The organism is Paenibacillus sp. S33, from assembly GCF_053615415.1.
Genome location: NZ_JBSIEZ010000001.1, coordinates 710,681 through 736,793 on the forward strand (window position 1 = coordinate 710,681; position 26,113 = coordinate 736,793).

The 26,113-nt window shown below is 43.3% G+C and carries 18 protein-coding genes; 11 read left to right on the forward strand and 7 right to left on the reverse strand.

Annotated elements, in window-relative coordinates:
• Positions 1 to 139: 139 nt before the first annotated feature.
• Complete coding sequence (locus ACWGXJ_RS03350) at positions 140 to 1,348, forward strand: MFS transporter (protein ID WP_452566190.1); 1,209 nt, start codon at positions 140 to 142, stop codon at positions 1,346 to 1,348.
• Positions 1,349 to 1,368: 20 nt separating this feature from the next.
• Positions 1,369 to 1,938, forward strand: a complete 570-nt coding sequence (locus ACWGXJ_RS03355) for a sugar O-acetyltransferase (RefSeq protein WP_165178915.1) — start codon at positions 1,369 to 1,371, stop codon at positions 1,936 to 1,938.
• A gap of 121 nt (positions 1,939 to 2,059) precedes the next feature.
• On the opposite strand, the gene ACWGXJ_RS03360 is transcribed toward ACWGXJ_RS03355, so the two are convergent.
• Positions 2,060 to 2,611 carry a helix-turn-helix domain-containing protein gene (locus ACWGXJ_RS03360; RefSeq protein ID WP_061831117.1) on the reverse strand — a complete coding sequence of 184 codons (552 nt, stop codon included), beginning with the start codon at positions 2,609 to 2,611 and terminating at the stop codon, positions 2,060 to 2,062.
• 113 nt (positions 2,612 to 2,724) lie between these two features.
• Between ACWGXJ_RS03360 and ACWGXJ_RS03365 the strand changes: the two genes are divergently transcribed.
• From ACWGXJ_RS03365 to ACWGXJ_RS03395, 7 genes are all read left to right on the forward strand, one after another.
• Positions 2,725 to 3,306, forward strand: coding sequence for a LysE family transporter (locus ACWGXJ_RS03365; protein ID WP_061831118.1), 582 nt, complete (start codon positions 2,725 to 2,727; stop codon positions 3,304 to 3,306).
• Positions 3,307 to 3,578: 272 nt separating this feature from the next.
• Positions 3,579 to 5,318 (forward strand): alpha,alpha-phosphotrehalase, encoded by a 1,740-nt coding sequence (gene treC, locus ACWGXJ_RS03370; protein ID WP_069291028.1) that lies wholly within the window; start codon positions 3,579 to 3,581, stop codon positions 5,316 to 5,318.
• Between the two features lie 90 nt (positions 5,319 to 5,408).
• A complete protein-coding gene (treP, locus tag ACWGXJ_RS03375) occupies positions 5,409 to 7,367 on the forward strand; it encodes a PTS system trehalose-specific EIIBC component (RefSeq protein ID WP_452566191.1) in 1,959 nt (652 codons plus the stop codon).
• A 76-nt stretch (positions 7,368 to 7,443) separates the two neighbouring features.
• Positions 7,444 to 8,193 carry a trehalose operon repressor gene (treR, locus tag ACWGXJ_RS03380; protein ID WP_452566192.1) on the forward strand — a complete coding sequence of 250 codons (750 nt, stop codon included), beginning with the start codon at positions 7,444 to 7,446 and terminating at the stop codon, positions 8,191 to 8,193.
• 209 nt (positions 8,194 to 8,402) lie between these two features.
• Positions 8,403 to 9,143 carry a LytR/AlgR family response regulator transcription factor gene (locus tag ACWGXJ_RS03385; protein ID WP_250259493.1) on the forward strand — a complete coding sequence of 247 codons (741 nt, stop codon included), beginning with the start codon at positions 8,403 to 8,405 and terminating at the stop codon, positions 9,141 to 9,143.
• 1 nt (position 9,144) lies between these two features.
• Positions 9,145 to 10,446 carry an ATP-binding protein gene (locus ACWGXJ_RS03390; RefSeq protein ID WP_250259492.1) on the forward strand — a complete coding sequence of 434 codons (1,302 nt, stop codon included), beginning with the start codon at positions 9,145 to 9,147 and terminating at the stop codon, positions 10,444 to 10,446.
• 123 nt (positions 10,447 to 10,569) lie between these two features.
• A complete protein-coding gene (locus ACWGXJ_RS03395; RefSeq protein WP_452566193.1) occupies positions 10,570 to 12,612 on the forward strand; it encodes a serine hydrolase domain-containing protein in 2,043 nt (680 codons plus the stop codon).
• Positions 12,613 to 12,725: 113 nt separating this feature from the next.
• On the opposite strand, the gene ACWGXJ_RS03400 is transcribed toward ACWGXJ_RS03395, so the two are convergent.
• The 3 genes from ACWGXJ_RS03400 to ACWGXJ_RS03410 are packed head-to-tail and all read right to left on the reverse strand — an operon-like array spanning position 12,726 to position 16,722.
• Positions 12,726 to 13,922: a Ger(x)C family spore germination protein gene (locus tag ACWGXJ_RS03400; protein WP_452566194.1), complete on the reverse strand. Its 1,197-nt coding sequence runs from the start codon at positions 13,920 to 13,922 to the stop codon at positions 12,726 to 12,728.
• A complete protein-coding gene (locus tag ACWGXJ_RS03405) occupies positions 13,915 to 15,018 on the reverse strand; it encodes a GerAB/ArcD/ProY family transporter (RefSeq protein WP_322172503.1) in 1,104 nt (367 codons plus the stop codon). Before ACWGXJ_RS03405 ends, ACWGXJ_RS03400 begins: the two co-directional genes overlap by 8 nt.
• Before the next feature lie 24 nt (positions 15,019 to 15,042).
• Complete coding sequence (locus ACWGXJ_RS03410; protein WP_452566195.1) at positions 15,043 to 16,722, reverse strand: spore germination protein; 1,680 nt, start codon at positions 16,720 to 16,722, stop codon at positions 15,043 to 15,045.
• 343 nt (positions 16,723 to 17,065) lie between these two features.
• Between ACWGXJ_RS03410 and nirB the strand changes: the two genes are divergently transcribed.
• Both nirB and nirD read left to right on the forward strand, forming a co-directional pair.
• Positions 17,066 to 19,495, forward strand: a complete 2,430-nt coding sequence (gene nirB, locus ACWGXJ_RS03415) for a nitrite reductase large subunit NirB (RefSeq protein WP_250267392.1) — start codon at positions 17,066 to 17,068, stop codon at positions 19,493 to 19,495.
• A 39-nt stretch (positions 19,496 to 19,534) separates the two neighbouring features.
• Positions 19,535 to 19,864, forward strand: coding sequence for a nitrite reductase small subunit NirD (nirD, locus tag ACWGXJ_RS03420; RefSeq protein WP_250267393.1), 330 nt, complete (start codon positions 19,535 to 19,537; stop codon positions 19,862 to 19,864).
• 72 nt (positions 19,865 to 19,936) lie between these two features.
• Here nirD and ACWGXJ_RS03425 read toward each other — a convergent pair whose 3' ends face one another.
• From ACWGXJ_RS03425 to ACWGXJ_RS03435, 3 genes are all read right to left on the reverse strand, one after another.
• Positions 19,937 to 21,394, reverse strand: coding sequence for an exosporium glycoprotein BclB-related protein (locus ACWGXJ_RS03425; protein WP_452566196.1), 1,458 nt, complete (start codon positions 21,392 to 21,394; stop codon positions 19,937 to 19,939).
• Positions 21,395 to 21,626: 232 nt separating this feature from the next.
• A complete protein-coding gene (locus ACWGXJ_RS03430; RefSeq protein ID WP_452566197.1) occupies positions 21,627 to 25,517 on the reverse strand; it encodes an immunoglobulin-like domain-containing protein in 3,891 nt (1,296 codons plus the stop codon).
• 45 nt (positions 25,518 to 25,562) lie between these two features.
• A complete protein-coding gene (locus tag ACWGXJ_RS03435) occupies positions 25,563 to 25,904 on the reverse strand; it encodes a phage tail protein (RefSeq protein WP_061831253.1) in 342 nt (113 codons plus the stop codon).
• Positions 25,905 to 26,113 lie beyond the last annotated feature (209 nt).

Below are 26,113 nucleotides of genomic sequence, written 5' to 3' on the forward strand. Positions count from 1 at the left end.
GCTCAGGCCTTTTTTATATGTTTACAACTGACGGTACTATAATTCTCTTTTGACAAATAGTTTGGATACGAATAAAATGACTAATTATAATATAACTTATTAAAAGATTAATAAAAAGTGGTGATAAGGAGATAAGTAAATGCCAGTAGAACCATCCATGAATCCTCGGGTAATTCGTAATATTTTGTTCTTATTATTCGCTTTACCAGGTGTAGCTTTTGCTTCCTGGGTGTCTCGAACGCCTATTATACGGGATATTTTGCATGTCTCGACTGCCGAAATGGGAATCATTATTTTTGGATTAGCCGCAGGTTCTTTATTGGGACTACTTAGTGCGGGCAATATTATTTCCCGTATAGGTGGACGGGCGGTCATTCTGGGAAGTGCGATTTTGATTGTAAGCGGTTTTGTCATTGTAGGGTTGGGAACTGCAATTTCGCTCACGAGCATCGTGTTTGCTGGTTTAGTCATCTTTGGAGGTGGTTATGGGACAGCAGAAGTAGCTCTGAATGTCGAAGGTTCTGCGGTAGAAAATCAATTGCAAAAAACGCTTTTGCCGGCTTTTCACGGTTCATTTAGTATGGGGACACTTGTAGGAGTTGTCATCGGTTCTGGAGCGACGGCACTACATATTCCTGTTGTGGTCCATTTTGGAGTACTGGCTGTCATGATTGCCGCAGTAACTTTCTACCTGTATCGTTATTTGCCCCGCGATACAGGTAAAGAAAAGGATGTTTCTACACAAAAGGTTGGATCTAATATCAAGCTTCAGCTTGCTGTCTGGAAAGAAAGACGAATTCTACTGATTGGTATCATCGTGTTAGGTATGGCATTTGCAGAAGGGGCAGCGAATGACTGGCTACCGCTAACGATGGTAGATGGTTATGGCGTAGATTCCTTAACAGGTTCCTATATGTATGGTCTATTTGTGGCAGCGATGACCATTGGACGTTTCACCGGAGGATTCATACTGGATAAATACGGCCGCGTTACTGTGTTGAAAGGAAGTGCTGTCCTGGCTGCTGTTGGTATCATTCTAGTGATCTGGGGGCAGCATTATTTCATAGCCGGATTGGGCGTCGTATTATGGGGGCTTGGAGCCTCACTTGGTTTTCCTGTGGGCTTATCTGCTGCCGGAGATGATCCTCGTGGTGCAGCTATCCGGGTAGGAGCCGTAGCCACGATCGGTTATATTGCTTCTTTAGTGGGTCCTCCGGGATTAGGGTTTTTAGGTGAACATGTGGGTCTCCTGCATGCCTTAGTTGTAGTGCTCATTGGCGTTATTGTTGCTGGTTGGATATCCGGTGCTGCCCAACCCATTGAGATGAAAGAAAAGAAATCAAATTAAAATATAAAGGGGATTGTCGCATGACTATGAAAACGGAAAAACAAAAGATGATGGATGGGGAACTGTATGTAGCTGCTGATCCTCAATTAACGCAAGAAAGAGAGTATGCGAGAAGATGTGTACGTCTTTTTAATCAGACGGCAGAGACGGATCGTGAGTATCGTGAAAAGTTACTTAAGGAGCTTTTCGGATCAACTGGTGAAAATATAGGCATGGAACCCAACATACGCTGTGACTACGGATACAATATCCATGTTGGGGAAAATTTCTACGCCAACTTTGACTGTACCATTTTGGATGTTTGCGAAGTGCGCATTGGAGATAATTGTTTCCTGGCTCCAGGAGTCCATATTTACACAGCAACTCACCCCATAGATCCGTTTGAACGAATCGCTGGCCCAGAGTATGGAAAGCCTGTTAAGATTGGCAACAATGTATGGATCGGCGGGAGAGCAGTGATCAATCCTGGTGTTACGATAGGTAATAATGTCGTCGTGGCATCAGGAGCTGTAGTAACCAAGGATGTTCCAGACAATACGGTTGTAGCTGGAAATCCGGCACGAATAATTAAGCAAATTAAAATCTCCTAAACAGCATACAAGTAAATCGTTTAATATTTTGTACCGATGATCCTATTAAAAGGGCTTCTTATTTTAATAGGATCATTTGAATTTAAAGACTTGAACACTTATAGTCTTCAAGATTGAACTACTATACAGAGTAATAAATAATCATATTCATCCGAACCAGTGTTTCTCCTAGATTATAGTAAATGTGTGGCCGGTCTGCTTTAAAGCGGATCGAATCTCCAGCTTTAACCGTGTACATTTCTTCGCTGATTTTTACCACCATCTCACCCTCAAATACCGTAATAAATTCTTCTGTACCTTCACGGTGCGGCGCTGAACTCAGTTCCCCGCCTGCTTCAATCTCTACGGTGTAAACCTCAAAATTTCTACTTCCTTCATAGGGGAAAAACGGATACAACCGATAGTGATTATTTTCTTCAAGCACTTGTACTTTGCTTTTAGGAACGACTACCGCATCTGCAGGTGGTTCATTAATCAGAGCAGTGAAAGAGATTTTCAAGCCGTTCGCAATTTTCCATACGGTTGTAATCGAGGGATTAGATTCTCCCCGCTCAATCTGACCGAGCATCGTTTTACTGATCCCCGTCAGATCAGCTAATTTATCTAGACTTAATTTTCTTTCATTTCTTAGATATTTCAAATTTTTACTTAAAATCAGATTAATATTCTCCATAATTCTTCGCTCCTATTGTGCTTTATAAAGAACATATTGTACAATCATAAAGTACAAATGTGCGTTTCAACGTACATTTCATTCAATTATAACATACTGGAGTTGATTGTTGCATGCCATTTATTCCGTTCCTTTCTTATGTACTTGTTACCAGCTTTACGCCAGGTCCCAACAATATTATGTCTTTAGACAGTGCCAGACGGTTGGGTTTGAAAAAAGCATTCCCATTCTTGCTGGGAGTAACAGCAGGCTGTTTCGCTATTATGCTGTTAGCCTGCTATTTTAATCTTGCTTTGTATCATTTTTTGCCACGAGTTAAGATCTGGATGAATGTCCTCGGCAGTCTGTACATGCTCTATCTGGCGGTGAAAATTGCAAGGAGCAAATCCTCTACGGACGATAATGATCACAATGAGGGATATTCCTTCAAATCAGGACTGCTGCTGCAATTTATCAATTTAAAAATCATTTTGTATGGTATTACGGTCATTTCAACGTTTGTAATGCCTTATGATGTATCGTATATAGAGCTTATTACGATTTCATTACTCCTGACCTGTATTGGTTTTGTAGCTGTAGTATGCTGGGCGATTTTTGGCGCTGTGTTTCAACGTTTCTTGAATAAGCATGAGCGTTCCTTCAATATCATAATGTCCTTATTGCTCCTTTATAGTGCACTATCGATATGGATGTAAATGAGCACCTTATTCATCATAGAAAAGAAGGGTTCCTGACTATAGGCAGGAGCCTTTTTTTCGTGTGAATTGAGCTTATTCTACGAGTCATAACATACAATCGAACAGGATGGATGAGTCTCCTGATCATTTAGCTGCAAAACGGGTATTACCTTAATAGATAAAGCTGTTGACAACTTGTATATACATGACTTAATCTTGTATATACAAGATGTTGAAAGCGTTATATTATTTTTACGCTACTTCATTTCGCAAGAAAGGAATGAGCATGAATGGAAGCAATGAACAAGACTTTAATTCCTCAAGATAAAGATTGGTGGCGTAAATCAGTAGTCTATCAGGTTTATCCCAAAAGTTTTAACGATACGACGGGCAAAGGAACCGGTGATATAAGAGGACTGACGCAAAAGCTGGATTATTTAAAAAAACTGGGTGTTGATATTGTCTGGTTGCAGCCTGTATATGTCTCACCACAACGTGATAACGGGTATGATGTGGCTGATTATTGCCAGATTAATCCTGATTATGGAACAATGCAGGATTTTGAAGAATTGAGCGAGGGGATCCGTGCACGTGGGATGTACTTAATGATCGACATCGTGGTTAACCATTCTTCCACAGAACATGCCTGGTTTCAGGAGGCACGGCTTTCTAAGGATAGTGAGTATAGGGACTACTATATCTGGCGTGATCCAGCACCCGATGGTGGACCACCAAACAATTGGGTTTCCAAATTTGGTGGACCTGCTTGGCAATATGACGAGGCAACAGGCCAATATTTCCTGACACTATTTGATAAGACTCAGGCGGATCTAAACTGGGAAAATCCCAAAGTCCGTCAGGAAGTTGTCAATCTGCTGGAATTTTGGGCTGAGAAGGGAGTCAGTGGTTTCCGGCTCGATGTCATTAACTTGATCTCCAAAGATCAACAATTCTCGAATGATGATGGGAGCACGGTTCCTGGCGACGGACGTAAATATTATACGGACGGTCCACATGTGCATGAATACATTCATGAGTTACATGAGAAAGTATTTGCCAAACAAAATAGCGTCACTGTGGGTGAGATGTCCTCTACCTCCCTAGAGCACTGCATCCGTTATTCCAATCCAGAGAGAAAAGAATTGTCCATGACCTTTAATTTTCATCATTTGAAGGTGGATTACCCAAATGGACAGAAGTGGGAACTCATGCCATATGATTTTGAAATGCTGAAAAAGCTATTCTCGGATTGGCAAACGGGCATGCAACAGGGTGGCGGCTGGAGTGCATTGTTTTTTAATAATCATGATCAGCCAAGGGCAATCTCTCGCTTTTTGGATGATGGCCAATACCATGCGGAAAGCGCCAAGCTGCTGGCAACCACGCTACATGGTCTTCAAGGTACACCTTATATATTTCAAGGTGAAGAAATTGGGATGGCCAACCCGCAGTGGGCAGACATTGAAGAGTTTCGGGATGTTGAATCTCTGAATATGTATCGTATTTTACAGGAGCAAGGCAAAAGTGCAGAAGAAGCATTGAATATCATTCGAGAGCGGTCTCGTGATAATTCGAGAACACCGATGCAGTGGGATGGCACTCGCAATGCGGGCTTCACTACAGGCACTCCTTGGATTAAAGTAGATGAACGATATCCACAGATTAATGTTCAGGCTCAGTTAGAGGACCCGAACTCTATCTATCACCATTATCGTAAGCTAATTCATCTGCGTAAGACGGTGCAAGTCATTACCGATGGGAATTATCAACGCTTGGACGAAGCTCATCCTCAGGTCTACGCCTATCAACGCAGCAATGAAGAGGAGACTTTGATCGTCATCTCTAATTTTAGCGGACAGGATGCGCAATTCCGTATACCGGATTCATTTTATTCACGGTTAATAAATCAAGCGTTGGATGCGGCTGAGCTCTTAATTGGTAATACCCAGCACGCCCCAGAGCTAAAACAAGTGATCTCTTTAACCCCATATGCTTCATATATGTGGATTGTTCGTAGACTTAGTGAATAGTATGGAGACATCTAGTAGCACCCCGGGCACGTTATTTTGATAACCGGGGTTGCTACTTTAAAATGAGCAAACGTTAAGGGAGTGGGCTAAATGGCGATTGAAAGATCACAGGTAGAAGACATTATAAAAGCCGTTGGTGGCAAAGACAACATAGAGGCCTCTACGCATTGCGTAACTCGTCTGCGATTTGCCCTTTATGATGATAAGCTGGTTAATAAAGATGCACTTGAACAAAATGATCTGGTTAAAGGTCAATTTTCTTCACAAGGACAATATCAGGTCGTGATTGGCCCAGGTCTGGTGGATAAAGTATATGACGAAATGATCTCCATTACAGGAGGTAGTCGGGCTTCTAAAGATGATGTCAAAAATGCGGCAAGCAAAAAACAAAATCCAATTCAGCGTGCCATCAAGACGCTGGCAGATATTTTTATCCCCATCTTGCCCGCAATCGTGACTGCAGGCTTATTGCTTGGAATAAATAATATTTTGACTGGCAAGGGAATCTTCTTCGAAGGTATGGCTCTGGTTCAAGTCTATCCTCAATGGACCGACTTTGCTGCTATCATTAATACCATTGCCAGCACCGCCTTTACATTTCTACCTGCCTTAATTGGATGGTCGGCTGTTGTCCGGTTTGGCGGCAGTCCTTTACTCGGGATCGTACTGGGTTTGATTCTGGTTCATCCAGATCTGCTAAGTGCATACGGTTATGCAGATGCCGTTACCAAAGGAACCGTCCCGGTTTGGAATTTGTTTGGGTGGGAAGTGAACAAGATTGGTTATCAAGGACAGGTTTTACCCGTTTTAGTATCCGCTTACGTGCTCGCGCACATTGAGAAATTCCTAAATAAGAAGATAGCGGATTCATTTAAACTGTTACTTGTAGCACCGATTACATTATTAATAACGGGATTTCTGGCTTTTACAGTGATCGGTCCGGTTACTTTTATGATTGGTAATGCTATTACGTCTGGTCTTGTATACGTTTTCGATTTGGCTCCTGCGCTGGGAGGCCTGATTTATGGAGGCTTGTATTCCTTGCTCGTGATTACGGGAATGCACCATACTTTCTTGGCGGTGGACGTGCAATTAATTGGTACGCAGGGTGGAACATTCCTTTGGCCGATGCTGGCGCTGTCCAATATCGCTCAGGGTGCCGGAGCACTGGCAATGATGCTGGTATTGAAGGAGCAAAAGGGAAAAGGATTGGCTCTTACCTCTTCAGTGTCTGCATTTCTGGGTGTAACCGAGCCTGCCATATTCGGGGTGAATATCCGATATAAATATCCGTTTGTATTCGCAATGATCGGTTCCGGTATTGCGGGTATACTGCTCACCGTAAATCATGTGATGGCTTCTTCCATTGGTGTGGGCGGGATTCCAGGCTTCTTGTCTATTTTCCCAAACAACTGGGGTGTATTCTTCATCGGGATGGCGATCGTGTTAATTGTGCCATTTGCTTTAACTTTAATGTATGGCAAGTTGTTAACTAAGCGCCGTCAGGCTGCACCAGCCAATGATTCCGTACAAAAAGACTCGCTTCCGCAAAATACCGCAATAGATGTGCTTGAAGTGAGGACTCCCGTACGAGGACGTGTTGTACCGCTGGAACAAGTTCCTGACCCGGCTTTTGCCGAACGGCAGATGGGGCAAGGTATTGCAGTGGAACCGAAGGATGGCAAGATTCTTGCCCCATTCAGGGGAAAAGTTATTCATATCATGATGAAAAGCAAGCATGCCTTGATTTTGGAGCATTCGACAGGTGTACAGATTCTGGTACATGTGGGGATCAATACGGTGTCACTGAAGGGTGAGGGATTCACCATGCATGTGGAGACCAATCAAACCGTGGAGCAAGGACAACTACTGATGGAATTTGACCGTGATCTGATTCAGAAATCCGGATATCCCGTCATTACACCAGTCATTGTCCCGGATGGTCAGAGTATGATTGAATCGGTTGAGGAACTGCCAGGTGAGGCAGACGATTTGCAGTATACCTTAATGAGAATTCATTTGAATTCTTCATCAGGTCATAGGAATTAATTCAGATTCAATTCGCACAGTCTATTATAGTGAACAGGGAAGTGAAAGAATGCTACAATGAACGTGGTGATGAAAATTGACAAAGAATATATTTTTGCAAATTTATCAGGAGTACTCGGGACAGATCCAGACAGGCGAATTGGCTCCAGGCACGAAAATGCCATCTGAAAATGAACTGGCCCGAGAGTATAACACTTCTCGTGAAACCGTACGTAAAGCACTTCACTTGCTTGCACAAAATGGGTATATCCATAAAATAAAAGCTAAAGGATCTTTTGTTCTGGATATTGGACGGATGGATTTTCCTATAGGAGGACTGGTCAGTTTCAAGGAAATGTCTGAACGAATTGGGCGTACATCACGAACCATTGTACATGAAAATCAGCTAATTCCAGTTCCAGATGACATAGCCAATCATCTTGAGATTGACAAAGACAAGTATTTGGTCTGGAAAGTTATTCGTGCGCGTGAGATTGAAGGTGAATGCGTCATACTGGATAAAGATTACTTTCGATCAGACATTGTACCTGTGCTTACCGAGGAAATTAGTCGTGGGTCCATCTACGAATATTTGGAGGGAGAGCTCCATCTTCAAATTAGTTATGCCAAAAAAGTGGTTTCTGTAGAAAATGCAGACGAAGAAGATCATAGGCTGATGGACCTTCAGAACTACACTCATGTGGTCGTAGTACGTAACTATGTTTATCTGGAGGACACCACGTTGTTCCAGTATACCGAGTCAAGGCATCGGCTAGACAAATTCCAATTTATCGACTTTGCCAGACGTTCCCACGGTGAAGACAAGGGAGCAGATTTTTTAAAATAACGATCAATAAAATAGTTAAGAAACCCCGTCTTTTAAGACGAGGGTTTCTTTTTTACTTGGATGCAACTGCTGAGCAGCTTGTATACTGGCATTTGAGGGATTTGAATTTGCGTTTTATCCAAAAGCTGTTTATTGAATATTAAAAGGTTATATACTGTTTAGAATACAATTCTATGATCAATGCAATGGGAACGAGGTGTATGTTATTTATGTATAGAGTGGCGATCTGCGATGATGAGCACAAGCAGAGAGAACTTGTTAAAAATATGCTGATTACTTTGTCGATAAAGACCAGTATAGAATTTAAAGTTGAATTATTCGACTCCGGAGAACAGCTGGTATCTCATTATCAAAACCATGAGTCTCCATTCCATATCTTAATATTGGATGTTGAAATGAATGGCATGAACGGAATTCAAACCGCCCAAAAAATAAGGAGTTTAAATCACCTGGATGAACAGATTGTTTTTTTAACGAGCTACCCTGAATATATGGTGGAAAGTTTTGACGTAGTCACATTTCAGTATTTAATAAAACCGATTGCTCCCCATATCTTTGAGGAAAAAATGATAAAGCTGTGTCAATATTTTCAATCTCTCGATAAAAAATTCGTTATCATCAAGTCAGCTTATGAGGAAGTGCTTTTAAAATATGATGATATCATTAGTATTGAAGTGGTCAAAAGCTTAACCATAAAAAACAAACTGCATTTTGTAACCTCTACTCAAACCTATGATAGCAAAGGGATTCTTTCGGACTATGCTTCAGCATTAAAAGAACATAATTTTCTACAAATTCATCGTTCGATTATTATAAACTTAATTCATGTGAAAAAATTTGCTGGCGGTGATGTTTTGATGTCAAATGATGTGAAGTTACCTATTGGGCGTTCTAAAGTAAAAGAAGTTAAAGATCTATATACCAAATTTATGATCATGAAGATGCATTAATATGATGGAATATAACTCCCTGCTTCTTAATCTTTGCGTTGTCCTTGTTATGTGCTTCCAAGTGAATTTTTACTTTAACTCGGTTTTTGATAAGTCCAATCGAAAGCCGAACAGATTCGTGTACTTCATTGTTTTTGGGTTGCTGGATTCCTTATATTTAAGTGTTTATTTGACTCCTACGGTATCTTCGATTTTAGCATTACTTGTCATATTTAGTTTAGCGCAATCGTATACAGTGGAAATAAAGACAAAGATCATTTTTTCTATTCTTTATGCTGTATTGATAACCATCGTTAATTTTATATCTCTTTATATTTTATATACTGTAGGCTCCGTTAAAATTAGCAACTTTAGCCATTTGAGTGGACAAGATCACTTGATATTCTCTAAGATTATGTTACTCAGCTGCATTATCATGTTTGCTGTCATTCAGATTATACGGCTATTTGCCAAACGCAGAACCTTCCCTTTGCAGCATCGTTACTATATTTTATTTCTAATCGTTCCCATCATAAGTTTATACCAGGTCAATGTTTTATCTGTTTATAGTGAAAAGAATATGTATTATTTTGGTTCTATTATTGGCTTTATTTCCTTAAATGTTTTTATCATATATATTTTTGATAATGTCATTGAAAAATTTCAATTAATGCATGAAAATGCTCAATTACAACATCAGATGGACTACCAAGATGCTAACTACGAAAAAACGGTTCACAGCTTCAAAAATATAAAAAGAATCATTCATGATACACACCAACAATTTTTGTATATTGAAGAATGTATCAAGAGAAATGAATTGGCAGAGGCGAGTGAACATATTAAGGTTACCTTAAATAAAATCGAAGGAGCATATCAAAGGGTTAATACCGGTAATCTGGTTATAGATGCCCTTGTCACGAATAGTCTTAATATTGGGCAAGCCAATGGCATAAAGATAGATACCCAACTTAACTTATATTCACAGAAAGTAAATATTGAACGTTATGATTTATGTGTAGTTCTAGGGAATATGCTGGATAATGCCATAGAAGCATCCAAAAAGATCAAGATTGCCGATGACAGGTACATTCTTATTAAAATACATTCCAATGAGTCTGCGCTTTTCATTCACATCCTTAATCATGTGGAGAATGAAGTGGCTCATTTGCATAGTCAAAAATCAAATCCGGATGTTCATGGCATTGGCTTAACCAATATATCTAGAATATGTGACAAATATGGTGGGAATATGACCATTGAAACGAAAAACAAAGTATTCAATAATATGGTTTTATTGCCATTTTATAAAGATATTCTTTAGACATTATGTTGTTTAGGGATTGTTTTTTACATTTAAGAATGTTTTTTTATATAGAATCCTCGTTCATTGTATGATCAGGTCAGTAATAAAGCCTGGTGAAGCTATAAGAGGAGGAAATATGGAATGAAGAAAATAATAGCTGTGTTCGTTTCTGCTATGCTTTTTGTACTGCCGATGACGAATACTTTTGCTCAAGGCACTGCTGAACCCATCAAGGAAAAGGCTCGCAGTCTAGCCTCGGAGCTGGTATCCAAATACGGTGCTAGCGGTGTGCAGTATGCCATTATGGACCAAGGAAACATTGTATTATCGGATAGCGTGGGTGTAAAGAATAAAGCAACCAACGAGCCGATCACCAAAGATACGATGTTCGGTATAGGCTCTACAAGCAAAATGTATGTATCTGCTGCAACGATGATGCTGGTCGATGCCCATAAGGTAGATATTGATCAGCCGCTAACAACATACATTAAGGACTTTAAAATGTCTGATGAAAGATACAAACAAATTACACCCCGTATGCTGTTAAATCATTCGTCAGGTCTTTACGGTGCTCACTATAAAAATAGTATGTTATTTAATGACAATGATACAGAAAATCATGATGAGCTCTTGCTAAGGTTGCAATCAGAAACTTTAAAATCAAACCCTGGCGAATATTCCGTATATACCAATGATGGATTTCAATTGCTTGAAATATTGGTTGAGCGGGTGAGCGGTCTAAGTTACACCGATTTCCTGGCAAAGCATATTAGTACACCTTTAGGTTTGAAATCTACCAAAACACCTCTCGATCAATTTGATAGACAAAAGCTGTCCAAAACTTATTTTCCTGCGGTTGAGGGGGCTTTACCGGTTGAAAATGCCAATGTCATCGGGACAGGGGGCTTATACTCCACCGCAGAAGAGGTGGCTATGTTTTCAGAAGTATTAACGGGGAACAGACCCGATATTCTATCTGCACAATCGGCGAAGTCCATGAAAAGTCATGAATATCGAAATGGAATATGGGTACCTGAAGAGACAAACAGCTTTAATTATGGACTTGGTTGGGATGCGGTTCAGTTGGCACCGTTTAGTGATTACGGAATAACTGCGTTATCCAAGGGTGGGGATACTGTTTTGTATCACTCTACTTTGATCACCATACCAGAGCATCATATTTCTATGGCTGTGCTTTCATCTGGAGGGTCTTCCATCTTAGATAGTATTTTTGCTTCTAACATTTTATTGGAAGTTTTAAAAGATAAGGGCATCATTAAAGACATCATACCGGAGAAAACATTTGAGCCTCCTGTAAAAGTGGAAATGCCATCTGATTTACTTTCTTATTCGGGATTATACGGTTCTGTGGGTACAACTATCAATGTAGAGATTAAAAACGGTGAGTTTGATTTACCTGCTTTCTTGGATGGATTCGTCCCGGCGCAAAAATATGTGTATACAGGCAATGGACAATTCAAAAGCAGTGATGGCAGTGTAGCCATAAGCTTTGACAAACAAAAAAACGGGAAAACGTATATTAAGGCTAACCTATATTTAAACTTTCCGGGATTAGGTCAAATGGTTATGGTGACTTATGAATATCAAAAGCTAGATGCCAATCCTGTAAATCCCATAGTTAAAAAGGCATGGGAAAACAGAAACGGGAAAAATTATTATGCTTTGGATGAAAAGATATCCTCCATATTTTATCTGGCCCCCTCATTTATAACGAAAAAAATATCCGTTGATCATGATGGATACGCAAGTGGTACTAAAATTGTGGATGAGAATAAAGCAGTAAATGCCGTTGAGATTCCTGTTATGAGTGGAAGAGATGCATTTGATCTGAATTTTTATACCAAGGATGGTTCGGAGTATTTAACCATAGATGGACAATCCTATATCAGTGAAGATGCTGTTAAACCTATCTTGGGAGGAAAGTCAGTGTACACCATACCATCTAATGGCCAAGCCACATGGTATAAAATAGATAAAAACTCAGCCGATAAAACGATGACCGTTGATTTTCCAACAAGCGGAGGGTTCGCTGTCTATGATGAAAACGGAGCGGTTGTACAATTTTCAACTGCTAGCAATAACAATTCGGTTGTACTGCCCAAAGGTGGCTTGATCGTTTTGGGTGGCAATGCAGGGGATGTATTTAAAATCAATTTGAATTAAGCGTGTAGCCGCTTCTGAAAATTCAGGAACGACCGTTGCAGCGTTGGAAGGTTAAGTAGATAACCGCGAATTTTAAGTCGAATTGGCCTTTATATAAGGCCAATTCGACTTTTTCATTCAGCAGATGAGCCTAAATCCGTAATAGATAATTTTATATCGAAGGTTACGGGTATTTTGCTGAATTTGTAATCCCAATCATCCTTTACCTTTTTCCACACCTGAGGTTTCTCGATATGCAAATGATCACCAAAACCGGCAACATCGACTTTATATTCTGACTGTAATTTGTGCATAACAGACTTAATCCTGCGAGTTACTTGTTCTTCAAACTCTTTCTCAGCCTCCTTCATGTTTTGTGTCTCAGTCGGGTCCGCTTTATCATCCCAGTTTTCGATTAGACGTCCTTTAGATTCAATTTTTACGTGGAACGAGATATCGTTGCCCTCGGTCACCTTCGTTGTTATTTTGCTTTTTACCGATTTGATTTCGTAAGTTATGGCTTCATTCCGCTTGTCATACGTTTTGACAGCTCCACCTTTAACATCACCGGTAATCCATCCAATACTCTCCACGTCTTGTTGTCCCAAAGTACCTATCCAGTGACCGGTATCTCCTTTAATAACCCCGGCACCTGAAAATTCTAATTCTCCTCCGGATTCAATAATGTTTTGCAGGATATAGCTTTTTTTGGAATGCATCAAGCCATCCAATTCAGACAAATTGACTCCCCTCATTACCTTGCTGGTTCTGAAATGGTTACGAAGCATATACAGAATATGAATGGATGGGACCTCGTCCTCATATTTGGTAACCAAAGTGTTAGCTGCTCGATCCTTGCTTAAGAAGACCAAACAACTCGGGCGAATATCATTATCACGTAGCACAAAATCCATTAATTGCTGCATCGTCTGTTCTTTCGCCAAATCGGTGGCAACCACCATGACCTTTAGATGGTGACCAATAACCGGGCGATCCAAACGGAGAGAGAGTTGTCGGAAGATTTCGAGCAAAGAATCCCCGGTGGCTGCTATATTGATATAGTTTGGTCCTTGTCCACCACCGCCTTGCTGCTCTGTGCTTCCAGATGATTTTTTGGGGACGATTTGTAAACTGGCGGTAATTTTATTTTTCTTGAAATAACGACTTCCTTTCTTTTCCAGATTCTGTTCTAATGGAGTGAGCTCCCCCTTATCCAGAGCCAGTCCTGTATATATGCTGAGTTCCTCTACTTCTTTGCTGCTCCAGCAGCCGACTTGAGTTATAAGTAGAATGAAAGCAAGCAGCAAGGATAGCATAGGGCGTCTACACATTTTGCTTCATTCCCTTCTTCCTGATTATGAACACGATGGAGAGAAGTACCGGAACCAGAAAAAATATAACGATTCCCATGTATCCGATCGCATCGCCTAGACTAAACACTTCCATCATACGAACAGGAGTCATTGTAGAGATAAAAATAATTGGGATTAAGCCAAAAATCGCATAACGATAACTAAGACCGAACACCTGTGTGACCCCTAGGGAAGCATTGAAGAAGAAACTGCAGAAATTACAAAACATTTGCATCATCCAGATCACTAGCAGAGGAAACTCAAGCCGCTCAAAAAGAAAACCGGGGATTTCAAAACTGCGCATCAAATTGATGGTAGGCCAAGTACTTGTCACAGTGGAGTCCATCGATAACCCGCCGATCACCATAACTACGGTCAAAAAGTACAAAATTAAGGGGATACTGATCCCCACTACCATGGCCTTTAATGCTTTCTCAGGGTATTGTAAAAAAGCGACCAGTGTCATGACGACTTCACATCCAGAGAAAACAAGAATAGTCGATTTCAGACCCTTGATGACAGGTAAAATCCCCTCACTCAGTACAGGACGAAGATGATCAATCTCAAAAATCCTTAAGCTAAAGACAAAACAGAGCAGCAGAAAAAAAAGACTAATTGGAAGTACAATCTGGTATAGCCGAGCGATGGGATTAATGCCGCCAAAAACCAAATAGCTTCCTACCCAGATGAATGGAATCACAATCGCCCAGATCGGAGTGCCTTCCAGCAGAAAAAACATGGTCACTTCAGCTAAAACCCGAATCTCAAAGCCGGCGATGATTAAAAAATATATAATCAATAACACACTTAAAAATCCACCCGGAATTGTGCCCACGATTCTTCTGGAATATTGATACACGGTGTTTTCAGGAAACTGTTGACTTAATTTCACCATGAGCCAGACGACCAATATGACAATACATCCACCGAGAAGGACAGAAAGCCATGCATCAGGAGTCTGTACCTTTTCAGTTACACCTCTCGGCAGTGTCAAAATCCCTGCGCCCAATACAGTATTGGTCAGGAACACAGCCGCCTGCTTGGTTGTGATCTTATCATCAGAGCGTCTAAACACCATAGCTCCTCCTTCGTCTTGGCATCATGGCCTACGTTTGGTTTGCTGAGTTTTCATCATAAGAGGTCTTTTTTTCATCATAGATATAGGAGCTCTAATATACATATCCTTCCAATCGCTTAGGCGCATAGGGGAAAAGGGCGTTACATACGGTACGCCAAAGCTTTTTAATTTCGTCAGATGGATACAAATTAACAGAAAGAACAATATAGTTCCGAACATGCCCAGGATGGCTGCAAAGAGCATGCCGGCGAAACGCAAAAGACGCAAGGTAATGCCCGCACTGTATGTCGGTATCGAAAACGAAGAAATGGCAGTAACCGCAACCACAATTACCAGGAAGGGGCTAACGATGCCTGCATTTACAGCAGCGTCGCCGATGACCAAGCCTCCCACAATACCCATCGCAGGACCAATGGGTTTGGGCAAGCGAATGCCGGCTTCCCGTAGGATTTCGATAGAGATTTCTAAAATCATAACCTCAATGACGGATGGGAAGGGGACGCCTTGACGGGTTTCGATGATGCTAATGACCAGCTTGGTCGGAATCAAACCGGGATGAAACGATATAAAAGAGATGTACAAAGCAGGCCCCATAAGCGCTATAAAAGCCCCGCTAAAACGCAACAGCCGTAAAAGTGTTCCTGGAATCCAGCGCTCATAATAGTCTTCAGGTGATTGAAGCAGCATACTGAAGGTCACTGGAACAATAAGCGCAAAGGGAGTCCCATCCAGCAAAATGGCTATTCTTCCTTCCAACAAAGCATTAATGACACGGTCGGGGCGCTCTGTATTGTGAGCCTGCTGGAACGGACTTAAATAATTGTCTTCAATAAGTTGTTCCACATAACCGGATTCAGCCAGAAAATCCATGTCTATCTTTGAAATTCTGCGGGTTACTTCTTCGAGGAGATCTGGATTCACAATATCCTTTATATACGCGACAACCAGATCTTTTTTGATTCGGCTTCCCACTTGAAATTTCTTCATTTCCAGACTTTTGTTTAAGCCTTGGCGTCGAAGCATCGAAGTATTTTCACTTAATACCTCCGTAAAACCAATGCGGGGACCCCGAAGTAATGCTTCAGAGGTTGGTTCATTGACGGAGCGAATGGCGCCATTGGGCGAGCCCACCAGCAGTGCTCCCTTCATTCCATCAATTAATAAGGCAGTATGGCCTAAAAGTATAGACTCCTGCAGGTCCTCCATATTAGCAACTTCACTAATTTGCGTAAGTGGCATCAAGTTTTCTTTTATAAAGGAGTTACTTATACTTTCTTGCTGTTCCTGTGGGTCCTGCTGGCCCTCGTACATCAAGACCTCCAATACCTGCTTGCTCATAAGTTTTTCATCCTGCATACCTTCTATGAAGACTAACACGGACCGAGCATGATATTTCTTTACTACAAACTCACGAAAATGCACATCACTATTTTCGCCTATAGCCTCTCGGATCAACTTTAAGTCGGAATCATAATTCCCTGTAATTTTGGAGCTTGGTTCATGCTGCTGATCAGCATCGCCTTCGTTATGTTCGTCGGAAAGCGGACGATCAGAAGAATGTTTGGATTTTGCCCCCTTACTGCCGACAAACGAATAAATCGATGTGTTTATATAATAAATTCCTAAAGGAATAACCAACGCGAGGCCTGCTTGAAAGAGTGTAATCCAGCTTGGAATATAAGAAATTATTTTAGACCACATGATGATCACCTCCATACGATTCAATTCATGTTTCCTTAAGATACAAGTTGTTCCTAAAGTATTCCTTATAAAGGTTGTAATTACACATGAAATGGAAAGATTCGTTCGATGAATTGAGCAAGTGATGTATTTAGTATTTATGAAGTTTGATTTCTGGCCTTACCTTTATCCCTTGAAACGGAATAGGGAAATCCCTAAATATTCTTAATTTGAACTACATTGTGACTGTGATCACATATAGCTCTGTCTGCTGTACTAGAATAGAAGCATAAGCAATATTCATAGGAACGTAGGATATGTCGTCGGATAGGGAGTATCGTCGAATGAATGGAGGAACCGGTATATGATAAACAGTAAACAGAAACTTGTGGTTATAGGGAACGGGATGGCTGGTATCAATACGGTCGAACAAATTTTAAAATTAACAGATAAGTATGAAATTACGGTCCTGGGAAATGAGCCGCATCCGAACTATAACAGGATCATGCTCTCTTATGTACTGGAAGGCAGTAAAACGATTGATGATATCATACTGAACGATTTGCAATGGTATGCGGATCAAGGGATTACTTTGTATACAGGAAAAATGGTGAAAAGCATCGACGGTGAGAACAAGAAGATTCACACCGAAGACGGACTGGAAATTGATTACGATGTAGCTTTGGTAGCTACTGGCTCACAATCATTTATTCTGCCTATTCCGGGTAAGGAATTACCGGGTGTTATCGGTTTCCGAGATATCGCCGATTGCTCGGCAATGCTTGAGGCAGCGAAGACCTTTAAAAAGGCAGCTGTCATTGGTGGAGGTCTGTTAGGGCTGGAAGCAGCTAAAGGCTTGGTCAACCTGGGAATGGATGTTACGGTCGTTCATTTAATGGAGGATTTGATGGAACGCCAGCTGGACCGGGAAGCCTCTGCGATGCTGAAAGCAGAACTAGAACGCCAAGGAATCAAGTTTGCTATGCAAATGCAAACTGCGGAAGTGTATGGTCAAGATCGGGTACAAGGGCTGCGGTTTTCAGACGGAAGCGAGCTAGAAGCGGATTTGGTCGTTATGGCCGTCGGGATCAAGCCTAATATTCAGGTGGCTGTGCAAAGTGGTATGGAAACGAACCGTGGTATCGTAGTCGATGATTTGATGAGAACCTCCGTACCGGATGTATACGCCGTAGGGGAATGTGTTGAACACCGCGGAATCTGTTACGGTCTGGTAGCTCCGCTGTTTGAGCAGGGAAGTGTCATTGCCAAACATTTGGCAGGCGCGGAAACTGAAGGTTATATGGGATCGGTGGTTTCTACCAAGCTCAAAATTTCAGGGGTGGATGTTTTCTCAGCTGGCGAATTCATAACTCAGCCTGAACATACGGTGATTGTTGCAAAGGATGAGTGGAAGCGCACATACAAAAAAGTGCTGCTTCGTGAAAATAAGATTGTTGGAACTGTACTGTTTGGTGATGTGAGCGAATCTGCTAGTCTTCAAAAATATGTACGTCAGCAAACGCAGATGACAGATGAGATATATGGACAGATCATGGGTACTGGATGTAGCAATCACGGGGCGAAAACATTATCCGCTGAAACGATGGCGGATGATGAAATTGTCTGCGGCTGTAACGGTGTGACTAAAAAGGCGATTGTGGATGCAATTAATGATAATGGACTGACCACAGTCGATGAAATTAAGGCATGCACCGGAGCAACGCGTTCCTGTGGAGGATGTAAGCCTGTCGTTGAGCAAATTTTACAATATGTTCTTGGAGACAGCTTCAAGACGTCAGCCAAGCAAGGAATATGTGGTTGCACATCATTGAGTCGGGACGAGATTGTGGAAGCGATCAAAACCAAAGGGCTGACAACAACGCGTGAAGTTATGAATGTACTGGGTTGGCATAATGATGAAGGATGCTCCAAATGCCGCCCGGCGCTGAATTACTATTTGGGAATGATTAACCCGGATACCTATGAAAATGAGGGAGATTCCCGTTTTGTAAATGAGCGATTGCACGCAAACATTCAAAAGGATGGAACGTTTACAGTTGTTCCTAGAATGTACGGCGGTGTAACGACCCCAGAAGATTTGAAGAAGATAGCAGATGTTTCTCTTAAATACAACGTTAAGGTCGTTAAAGTAACAGGAGGACAGCGGTTGGATTTGATTGGTGTCCGTAAAGAGGATCTGCCTAAAGTATGGGAAGAACTCGATATGCCGTCGGGATATGCCTACGCGAAGTCACTTCGTACGGTTAAAACCTGTGTTGGATCGCAATTTTGCCGGTTTGGCACACAGGACTCGATGGGAATGGGAGAAGTGTTGGAACGAAAATTCGAACGACTGGATTTCCCAGCAAAATTCAAATTAGCAGTTAATGGATGTCCACGCAACTGTGCGGAATCATGTACTAAAGATATCGGAATCGTAGGTAATGATGGGGGCTGGGAGATCTTTATCGGTGGTAATGGCGGTATTAAAGCACGGTTGGCTGATTCACTCTGTAAAGTGAAAACCGATGCCGAGTTGATTGATATTGTAGGTAGCGTAATGCAACTCTACCGGGAAACAGGACAATACCTGGAGCGCACGTCGGAGTGGGTGGAACGGATCGGTCTGGAAGAGATTCAGAAGGCTGTCGTTCAGGATACAGATCATCGACAAGCTTTAGTAGAACGCATCGAATTTGCACTACAACAGGTGGAAGACCCGTGGAAAAAGATCATCAATGATGAGGATACACGCAAAAATCTATTTGAGGTTGTCACTCCGTCTATTGTGTAATTGTATCTAAAATGCCTGAGGAAGGGAGCGATCAAGCAAATGATCAAAAATGCCGAATGGCTTGTCGTCGGTCACAGTAAGGATTTTCCGATCAGAATAGGGCGTACCATCCATATCAAAGGTGCTGAAATTGCTGTTTTCCGCACTTCGGAGAATGAGCTTTATGCCGTTGAAAATATCAATCCTCATCCCAAAAGAGGCCCTCTTACAGAGGCGATAGTATCTGGTCATTATATTTATGATCCTTTATATGACTGGAAAATTGATCTGCAGACAGGCATCGTTCAAGAGCCTGATCACGGACAAGTTAAAACATTCGCCGTTTGTGAAGAGGGAGAAGAAGTAAAAGTATCACTCGAAACGGTTTAGTTCGTCTGATGGAATACAAATAAAAAAGGGCTTGACAGGAACAATCCTGTTGGGCCCTTTTTTCGTTTTGGATCAGGTAATGGTAACTCCTGCACTTGCATAACCTACGATAGTGTTTACGAGGGAAAGTCCCGTAGCTGTTGCAGAGAAGACAAGGAGCAGACGAGTCTGTGCGGTTACCGGTATAGCCAACCCAGTAGTAATACCACTAGAGATCGTTCCCAAAGCAATAATGCCAGCCAGTGGAGGGGCCAATGTAACGATAGCTCCGGGAACTGCTGTGAAGGTATTATTAGGTGTTGGGGAACTAAACAACTGGGCAGTAATCGTCGCAGTTGAACCCACGAGAGTTAACGCAGCTGTTGTACTGAAGTAACCAGCAATAGATGTAATTACGCCATCCCGTGGTACGGAAAAAGCAAAGTTGATCAGAGGTCCTACAAGTGTACCTGTCAGGTCAATGGCCCCGCCTACAAGGCTAATCCCTGTTGCTGAGCTTCCAAAGCCGATCAAACTGGTGGTTCCTACCACCCCGCCAAGAACGGTTGTCAGGATAGCAGGTCCGCCCGAAGCAAACGGAATGATGGCTCCCGAACCGGTCGCTCCAGTAACACCAGCCGTGCCCGTGGCTCCGGTAGCACCAGCCGCACCCGGCAGCCCATCAGCTCCGGTCGGCCCTGTGACCCCAGCAGGTCCAACTGCGCCAACCGCGCCCGGCAACCCATCAGCCCCGGTCGGTCCTGTGACCCCGGCTGGCCCGATCAATCCATCCGCGCCCGTAGCGCCCGTGGCACCTGTCACACCCCCGGCAGGTCCCGCAGCACCTGTAGCGCCGACAGGTCCGGCAGGGCCTTCTGGTCCAGCGGCCCCGATAGGCCCTGCGGCGCCAATAGGTCCAGCTGCTCCAACTGGTCCGGCAGGCCCCGCAGGCCCGGCAGGGCCGACTGGTCCAGCCGCACCGATAGGTCCAGCGGCCCCGATAGGTCCGGGAGGCCCTTGTGGGCCTGGTCCACCTACTGGTCCAGGCGCACCGCCGGGTCCCGCAGGTCCAGGAGGTCCTTGTGCACCGGGCTCCCCTGACAAGTATGTTTCACCTAATACGTTGCTAACTGTCCTTCCAGCGATTCTGATCGCGCTGATTAAGCTATCTTTAAGAGCAGGATCGAGGGATTCTTGTAAAACGATGGACAATAGGGCATCCAGCAATTGTTGCAGTGCAGTACCTACGCCGATCGGAGAGAAGGGTGTAGCTTCTAACGCAACAATAGCAAGCTCCAGCGCTGCCAGTAGGTCTGCCTTAACCCCGCCTCTAAGTCTTAAGCTTTTCGCCAGAGACAACAAACGTCTTAAAATCTGTTGCAAGGAAGATACATTAGCCGCAGAGGGGTTTGCGAATACGATGGGGATGATCGCGGTCAATTCATTAATCAGTCTGAGAAGATCTTCGATACTTCTATTTACTCTTGTTGGTTTACAGTCTTCGTCTTTTTTTGAAGCACCACTGAACCTGAACGGTTTTTTATGTTTCATGCTCAAATATCTCCTCCTCATTCTTCCTACTGTAGAGGTGACAGGTGGTTCATCGCCCCGCTTCGCAGATATTCATAATATATTTACTGAAGCGAAAAGGGTGAATATACAAGCAAAAATGATTGTTAAAGGCTTGTACATAAAATATACATAAAAAAATACGGCCCCCAAAAAGCATGGAGGCCGCGTTGTATGTGCGTATACTCATCTGATCTATGAAGCTTAAAACGTCTTATTTAAGAATACGTACCAGCAGTTCAGCCATCTCACCTCTGCTGATAGCCGCTTTTGGCTTGAGTGTTCCATCTGGATAACCGCTGATCCAACCGGAGGATACTGCATTCTGGAATGCTGCGGAGGCCCATGCTGCAATCTGCTGCTCATCCTTGTAGGATTGCAGTGCAGCAGTGCTGGAAATGGATGTCTGATTCTGCATCGCGTGTGACAGGATCACCATCGCCTGTTCACGGGTAAGACTCTCATCAGGTGCGAAAGTTTGAGCGGTTAGCCCTTGAATCCATCCCTGACGGTGAGCAAAATCCACGGCTGATCCAGCCCAGTGTCCCTGCATATCTGTAAATGAGGTAGAAGGGCTCTCATCTCCAGCAGTTCCCAATGCTCTGGTCAGTATGGTTACAAATTCTGCACGGCTTACAGCGCGATCAGGGCGTATGTTGCCGTCTTTATAGCCTTGTATCCAGCCTTTGTCTGCAAGAGATTGCAGGGAATTCGCTGCCCAATGGTCTTGTACATCCGGCCATACCTGAGCCAGCCCTTGCGAATCTGACGAATTGCTTGGGTCATTTTGCACACTGGCATTATTGGTTTGAGTCTTTGCGTCTGTGGCGACGGCAAAGGTACCTAACCCGGTCGTATTCAGACTCACACCCGACAAAATTCCTTTTGAGTTCATTACAGCAGTCCCTTTTAGAATCTCACGCTCACCATTCTCATGAATAACAAGAATGGAGAACTGGGGCTCTGTATTGTGTAACTCACCTAAGGATTCGTTATCCAGCGGTAGAATGATCGACGAGGTCCCAGTCACATTGGCTTTGATGTCTGTAACCGGACCCATCAGCGTCAGGCTGGATTGTTGCTCGGCCCAGTCACGGATCTGCTGTGCACGTTGTACATCTGCCTGCTGGAATGACAATGTAACGTCCTGCTGGCCTGAGGCCATACTGCTTAAGGTGTCACTGGATATCAACAGTGTTCCATATCGGGATATTACCGATGCACCAATCTTATCCCATTTATTCAGTAAAGAATGAGAAAGGATAACACGACTCAGTTGCTTTTCCTGCTCCAAACGAATATCTGCGTATGCTTTGCCTTCGCGAAGTGCTTGGTGTATCTGCTCATCCAGAAATGCCGGCGAAGGAACAAAGAGGGAGAACTCTTTCCCTTGTTCGGAAAATCCGATCTGTGGTACGAAAGCAGATACATCCTCATTCTTATCTTTGTTAGATTTGCCTGTGTTCGCAATTACCTTGGCAGGGACCGTGACTTCTATGGCTTGCGTCAAAGCATGAGAACCATCGCTTACCCTCATAACATCCAGCATGATAGTTACAACGGAAGGAGTATCTGCTTGAATAATAGTTCCGTCTGTACGCACGATGTCTGTCTGGCTACTGCTGCTGATGGTCACACGGAAACCATCAGGTACAACAGGCAACCTGAGCAGTGTATCACTTGTAGTAGGAGCTGCTATGCTTGTGATGGAATCTGCAACGCGCTGCGCGGTTAACCCTTGCGGATACACTAGCCCTGACGGAGCACTCTTCATGCCATTTACGTTCTGCAGCACATAGTAGCTGGCTCCTTCAGGAACAGGTGTAAATGTATACCTTCCCTCTCCCGAAGCAATTCCTTCCGCTATAAGCTCCTGCTGGGCATTGTACAACTCAAGCCTTGCGCTCGGCAACGCGCCTGTAACGATTACTGAGGCTATATCCTCATTGCCTGCTGAAGCTGTAACAGCACGAGGCAGCACGTTTATACGGCGTTCTGCCGGTTCTGCCGTCCAGCCCCCATTGTCGCTATAAGCATAGTTCAATACGTATACGCCAGGTACATTTGTATCGACATTCCCGCTACCTGAAAGCTCAGGGATCAGGATATTGCCGTATACGCTGTCCAGTACACTGGCTCCTGGATCAGTGAAGCTATCGCCGGTTTCCAGAACAATTGGATTACTACCGTTTAGTCGTACGTAAGGTGTATTCGGTAATGCCTTCAGCACGGTGATCGTGAATGTTCTTTGTACAGAAGCTGCACCTTTAGAAATAATGGCCATTAATTGTACATTCACATCACCATCTGTATATTTAGGCCGATTCACCTGACCGCTGTTGCTGAGGATATCTGGTTGATCCGAAGACCAGTCGATCTGGGTGTCAAATGCTCCTGTACGAGGCAGAGCGATGGAATCCTTAATCCCTTGCGGATAATCCAGATTCAGTGTATTTGCTGCCAAATTTACGGCTTCATCAGCGCTTACAGGCAGTGCGGGCACGAGCAGGCTAAATGTTTTTCGTAGCTCAACCGCGCCTCGTGATACAACTGCTTCCAGCGTGATGGTCTGATCGCCCTGTACATAGGTTGGGAAGGTTACATGCCCAGTATGATCCAAGAACTGGGGTTGATTCGATGACCATGACACCTGAACACCATTCAGAGCATCTTTTGGCAAATATACGTCTCCCGTTACTGTCGTTATCGGCAGTTCAAGTGCTTTGTATGCTGCGTCTACGGCTTCAGTGTCGCTCATCGGCAGACGGAGTACGTGTACAGTAAAATCCTTTGTTTTCGTTAAGCCTGCAAGTTGCAGGGTAGCCGTTAGGGTAACATCCGTATCTCCACTGTTATAGGAGGGTCTGGTGAGTGTTCCATCTGCTGCAATGACAAGAGGTTTGGACGAGGACCATTCGATCTGCGCTCCGCCATAACCGGATAAAGGGAGAGAAATATTTTTTGTTAGCGCAGACAAATCGCCAAGCGAGAGGGTGTCTGCTGCTTGATTCAATGTATCTTGAGCAGTGATCTTCGCTACGGTAACCTCAAAAGTTTGGGTATCTGAGGCGCTTCCCTTCGCAATCGTTGCTGTCAGTTTTACTTTTCGGTCACCCAGATCATACTGCGGGCGTGTGACAGCCCCCTCGTTCGTAATGATGTCAGGAGTATCCGAACTCCAGCTCACCGTCGTATCATTCAACCCAGCGAGTGGCAGCGTCAGCTTTTGGGATACCGAATCAGCTGTATCTCCAGGTGCGAAGCCTAATGCAAGAGCAGCTTTTGCCTGTGCAACTCTCTCGGCATCGGTAAGTATGTTCACTTTAACCTCTGAGGGAGTGCTCTCCCCCTTAGCATTCACAGCCTGAACCGTGTAAATTGCTTCACCTGGCGGCAATGCTGAAGTGTCTATGAATTGAGTTAAGTTACCTGAATAAAGCGTTACACTATCTCGTATGACTTTGTATGAAGTTGCATAAGGAACAGCATCCCAGCTTAACTCCACTGTATTTCCATTTTTGGTTCCTGTAAAATGACCCGGAGCCTGCGGAACGGGCAATCGCTCGCCATAAGCTGCGAATTCCATGATGGAAGCCCATTGATTGTTTCTCGCATTTCCTTGATCAATATATAATCGCAAGTATCGTGTAGTTACAGGAGTAATGTTCTTTTCAACATTAGAGCTCCCATTATTCTGGACGGTATCCACAGTCACCCAATTACTTCCGTTGCTGCTTGTTTGCAATCGGAAACTGTATGGATCACGTTGATCATGCCACCCATAATGGACACCCATACCTGTAACAACGTATCGATCTACGATATACCAGTCTCTCAGATCTACCTGAATCCATTTCTCACCGTTGCTGGCTTGATACCAGCGGCTTGTCGGTCCGATTGACCCATCCACAGCTCTGGAGGGATCATAGGGCTGGCTATAGCCACTGGATGTGGCTGGTTTGTTAAGTACCACATTTTCCCAACTGGCAGCGTGAACCTCATTCGTCCCTATGAGCAGGAACGTACCGCCGATAAATGGCAGCAATGGAACCAGCAAGCGATACGGTTTAAAATTGTTGCGTGTGAAGTTATTGCCTTCGAGCACGCCATCACCTCTTCTTCATTAAGTAGCACACCATTGAACATTTCATTATGGACGGGACGGGAATCCTCCTACGGTTGCAATGTAGTAATCTACATTCGGCATTGGAGAGGCTCCACGCAAATCAGGCAATGCAAATGTGGTTGTTCCATTCCCCCCGAAATTATTACCCAATAGACTGAACAGTGCTGTATTTTGCGAAATAGATAAGAGCTGACCTTCACACTTTAGCCATCCATTGGGAGCGAACGTGTAAGGATACATCGTAATTTCCCCAAGATAAGGTTCGGTCGATGCTTGAGCCTGTTTGGGACTGATCGCCGTTCCCCCTAACAAAATGACCGCTAACAAACTCAATACAGCGGCTTTCTTCCAAAAATGCTTCTTCATACCTACAACTCCTTTTTAGATTCGAATAATGGCCCCACGAATTCAACAAATTTGTGACATTAGTCATAGAATGAATAGATATTATCATGGAATTCCACTTTTGGCACTACAGTTCATCTATCAAATTCACCTTTTTATTCCTTTTGTGAGTAAAGAAATTTATTCCATTGTCCATGCATCTTTTTTCTAATCCAGGTAAATCTATATAC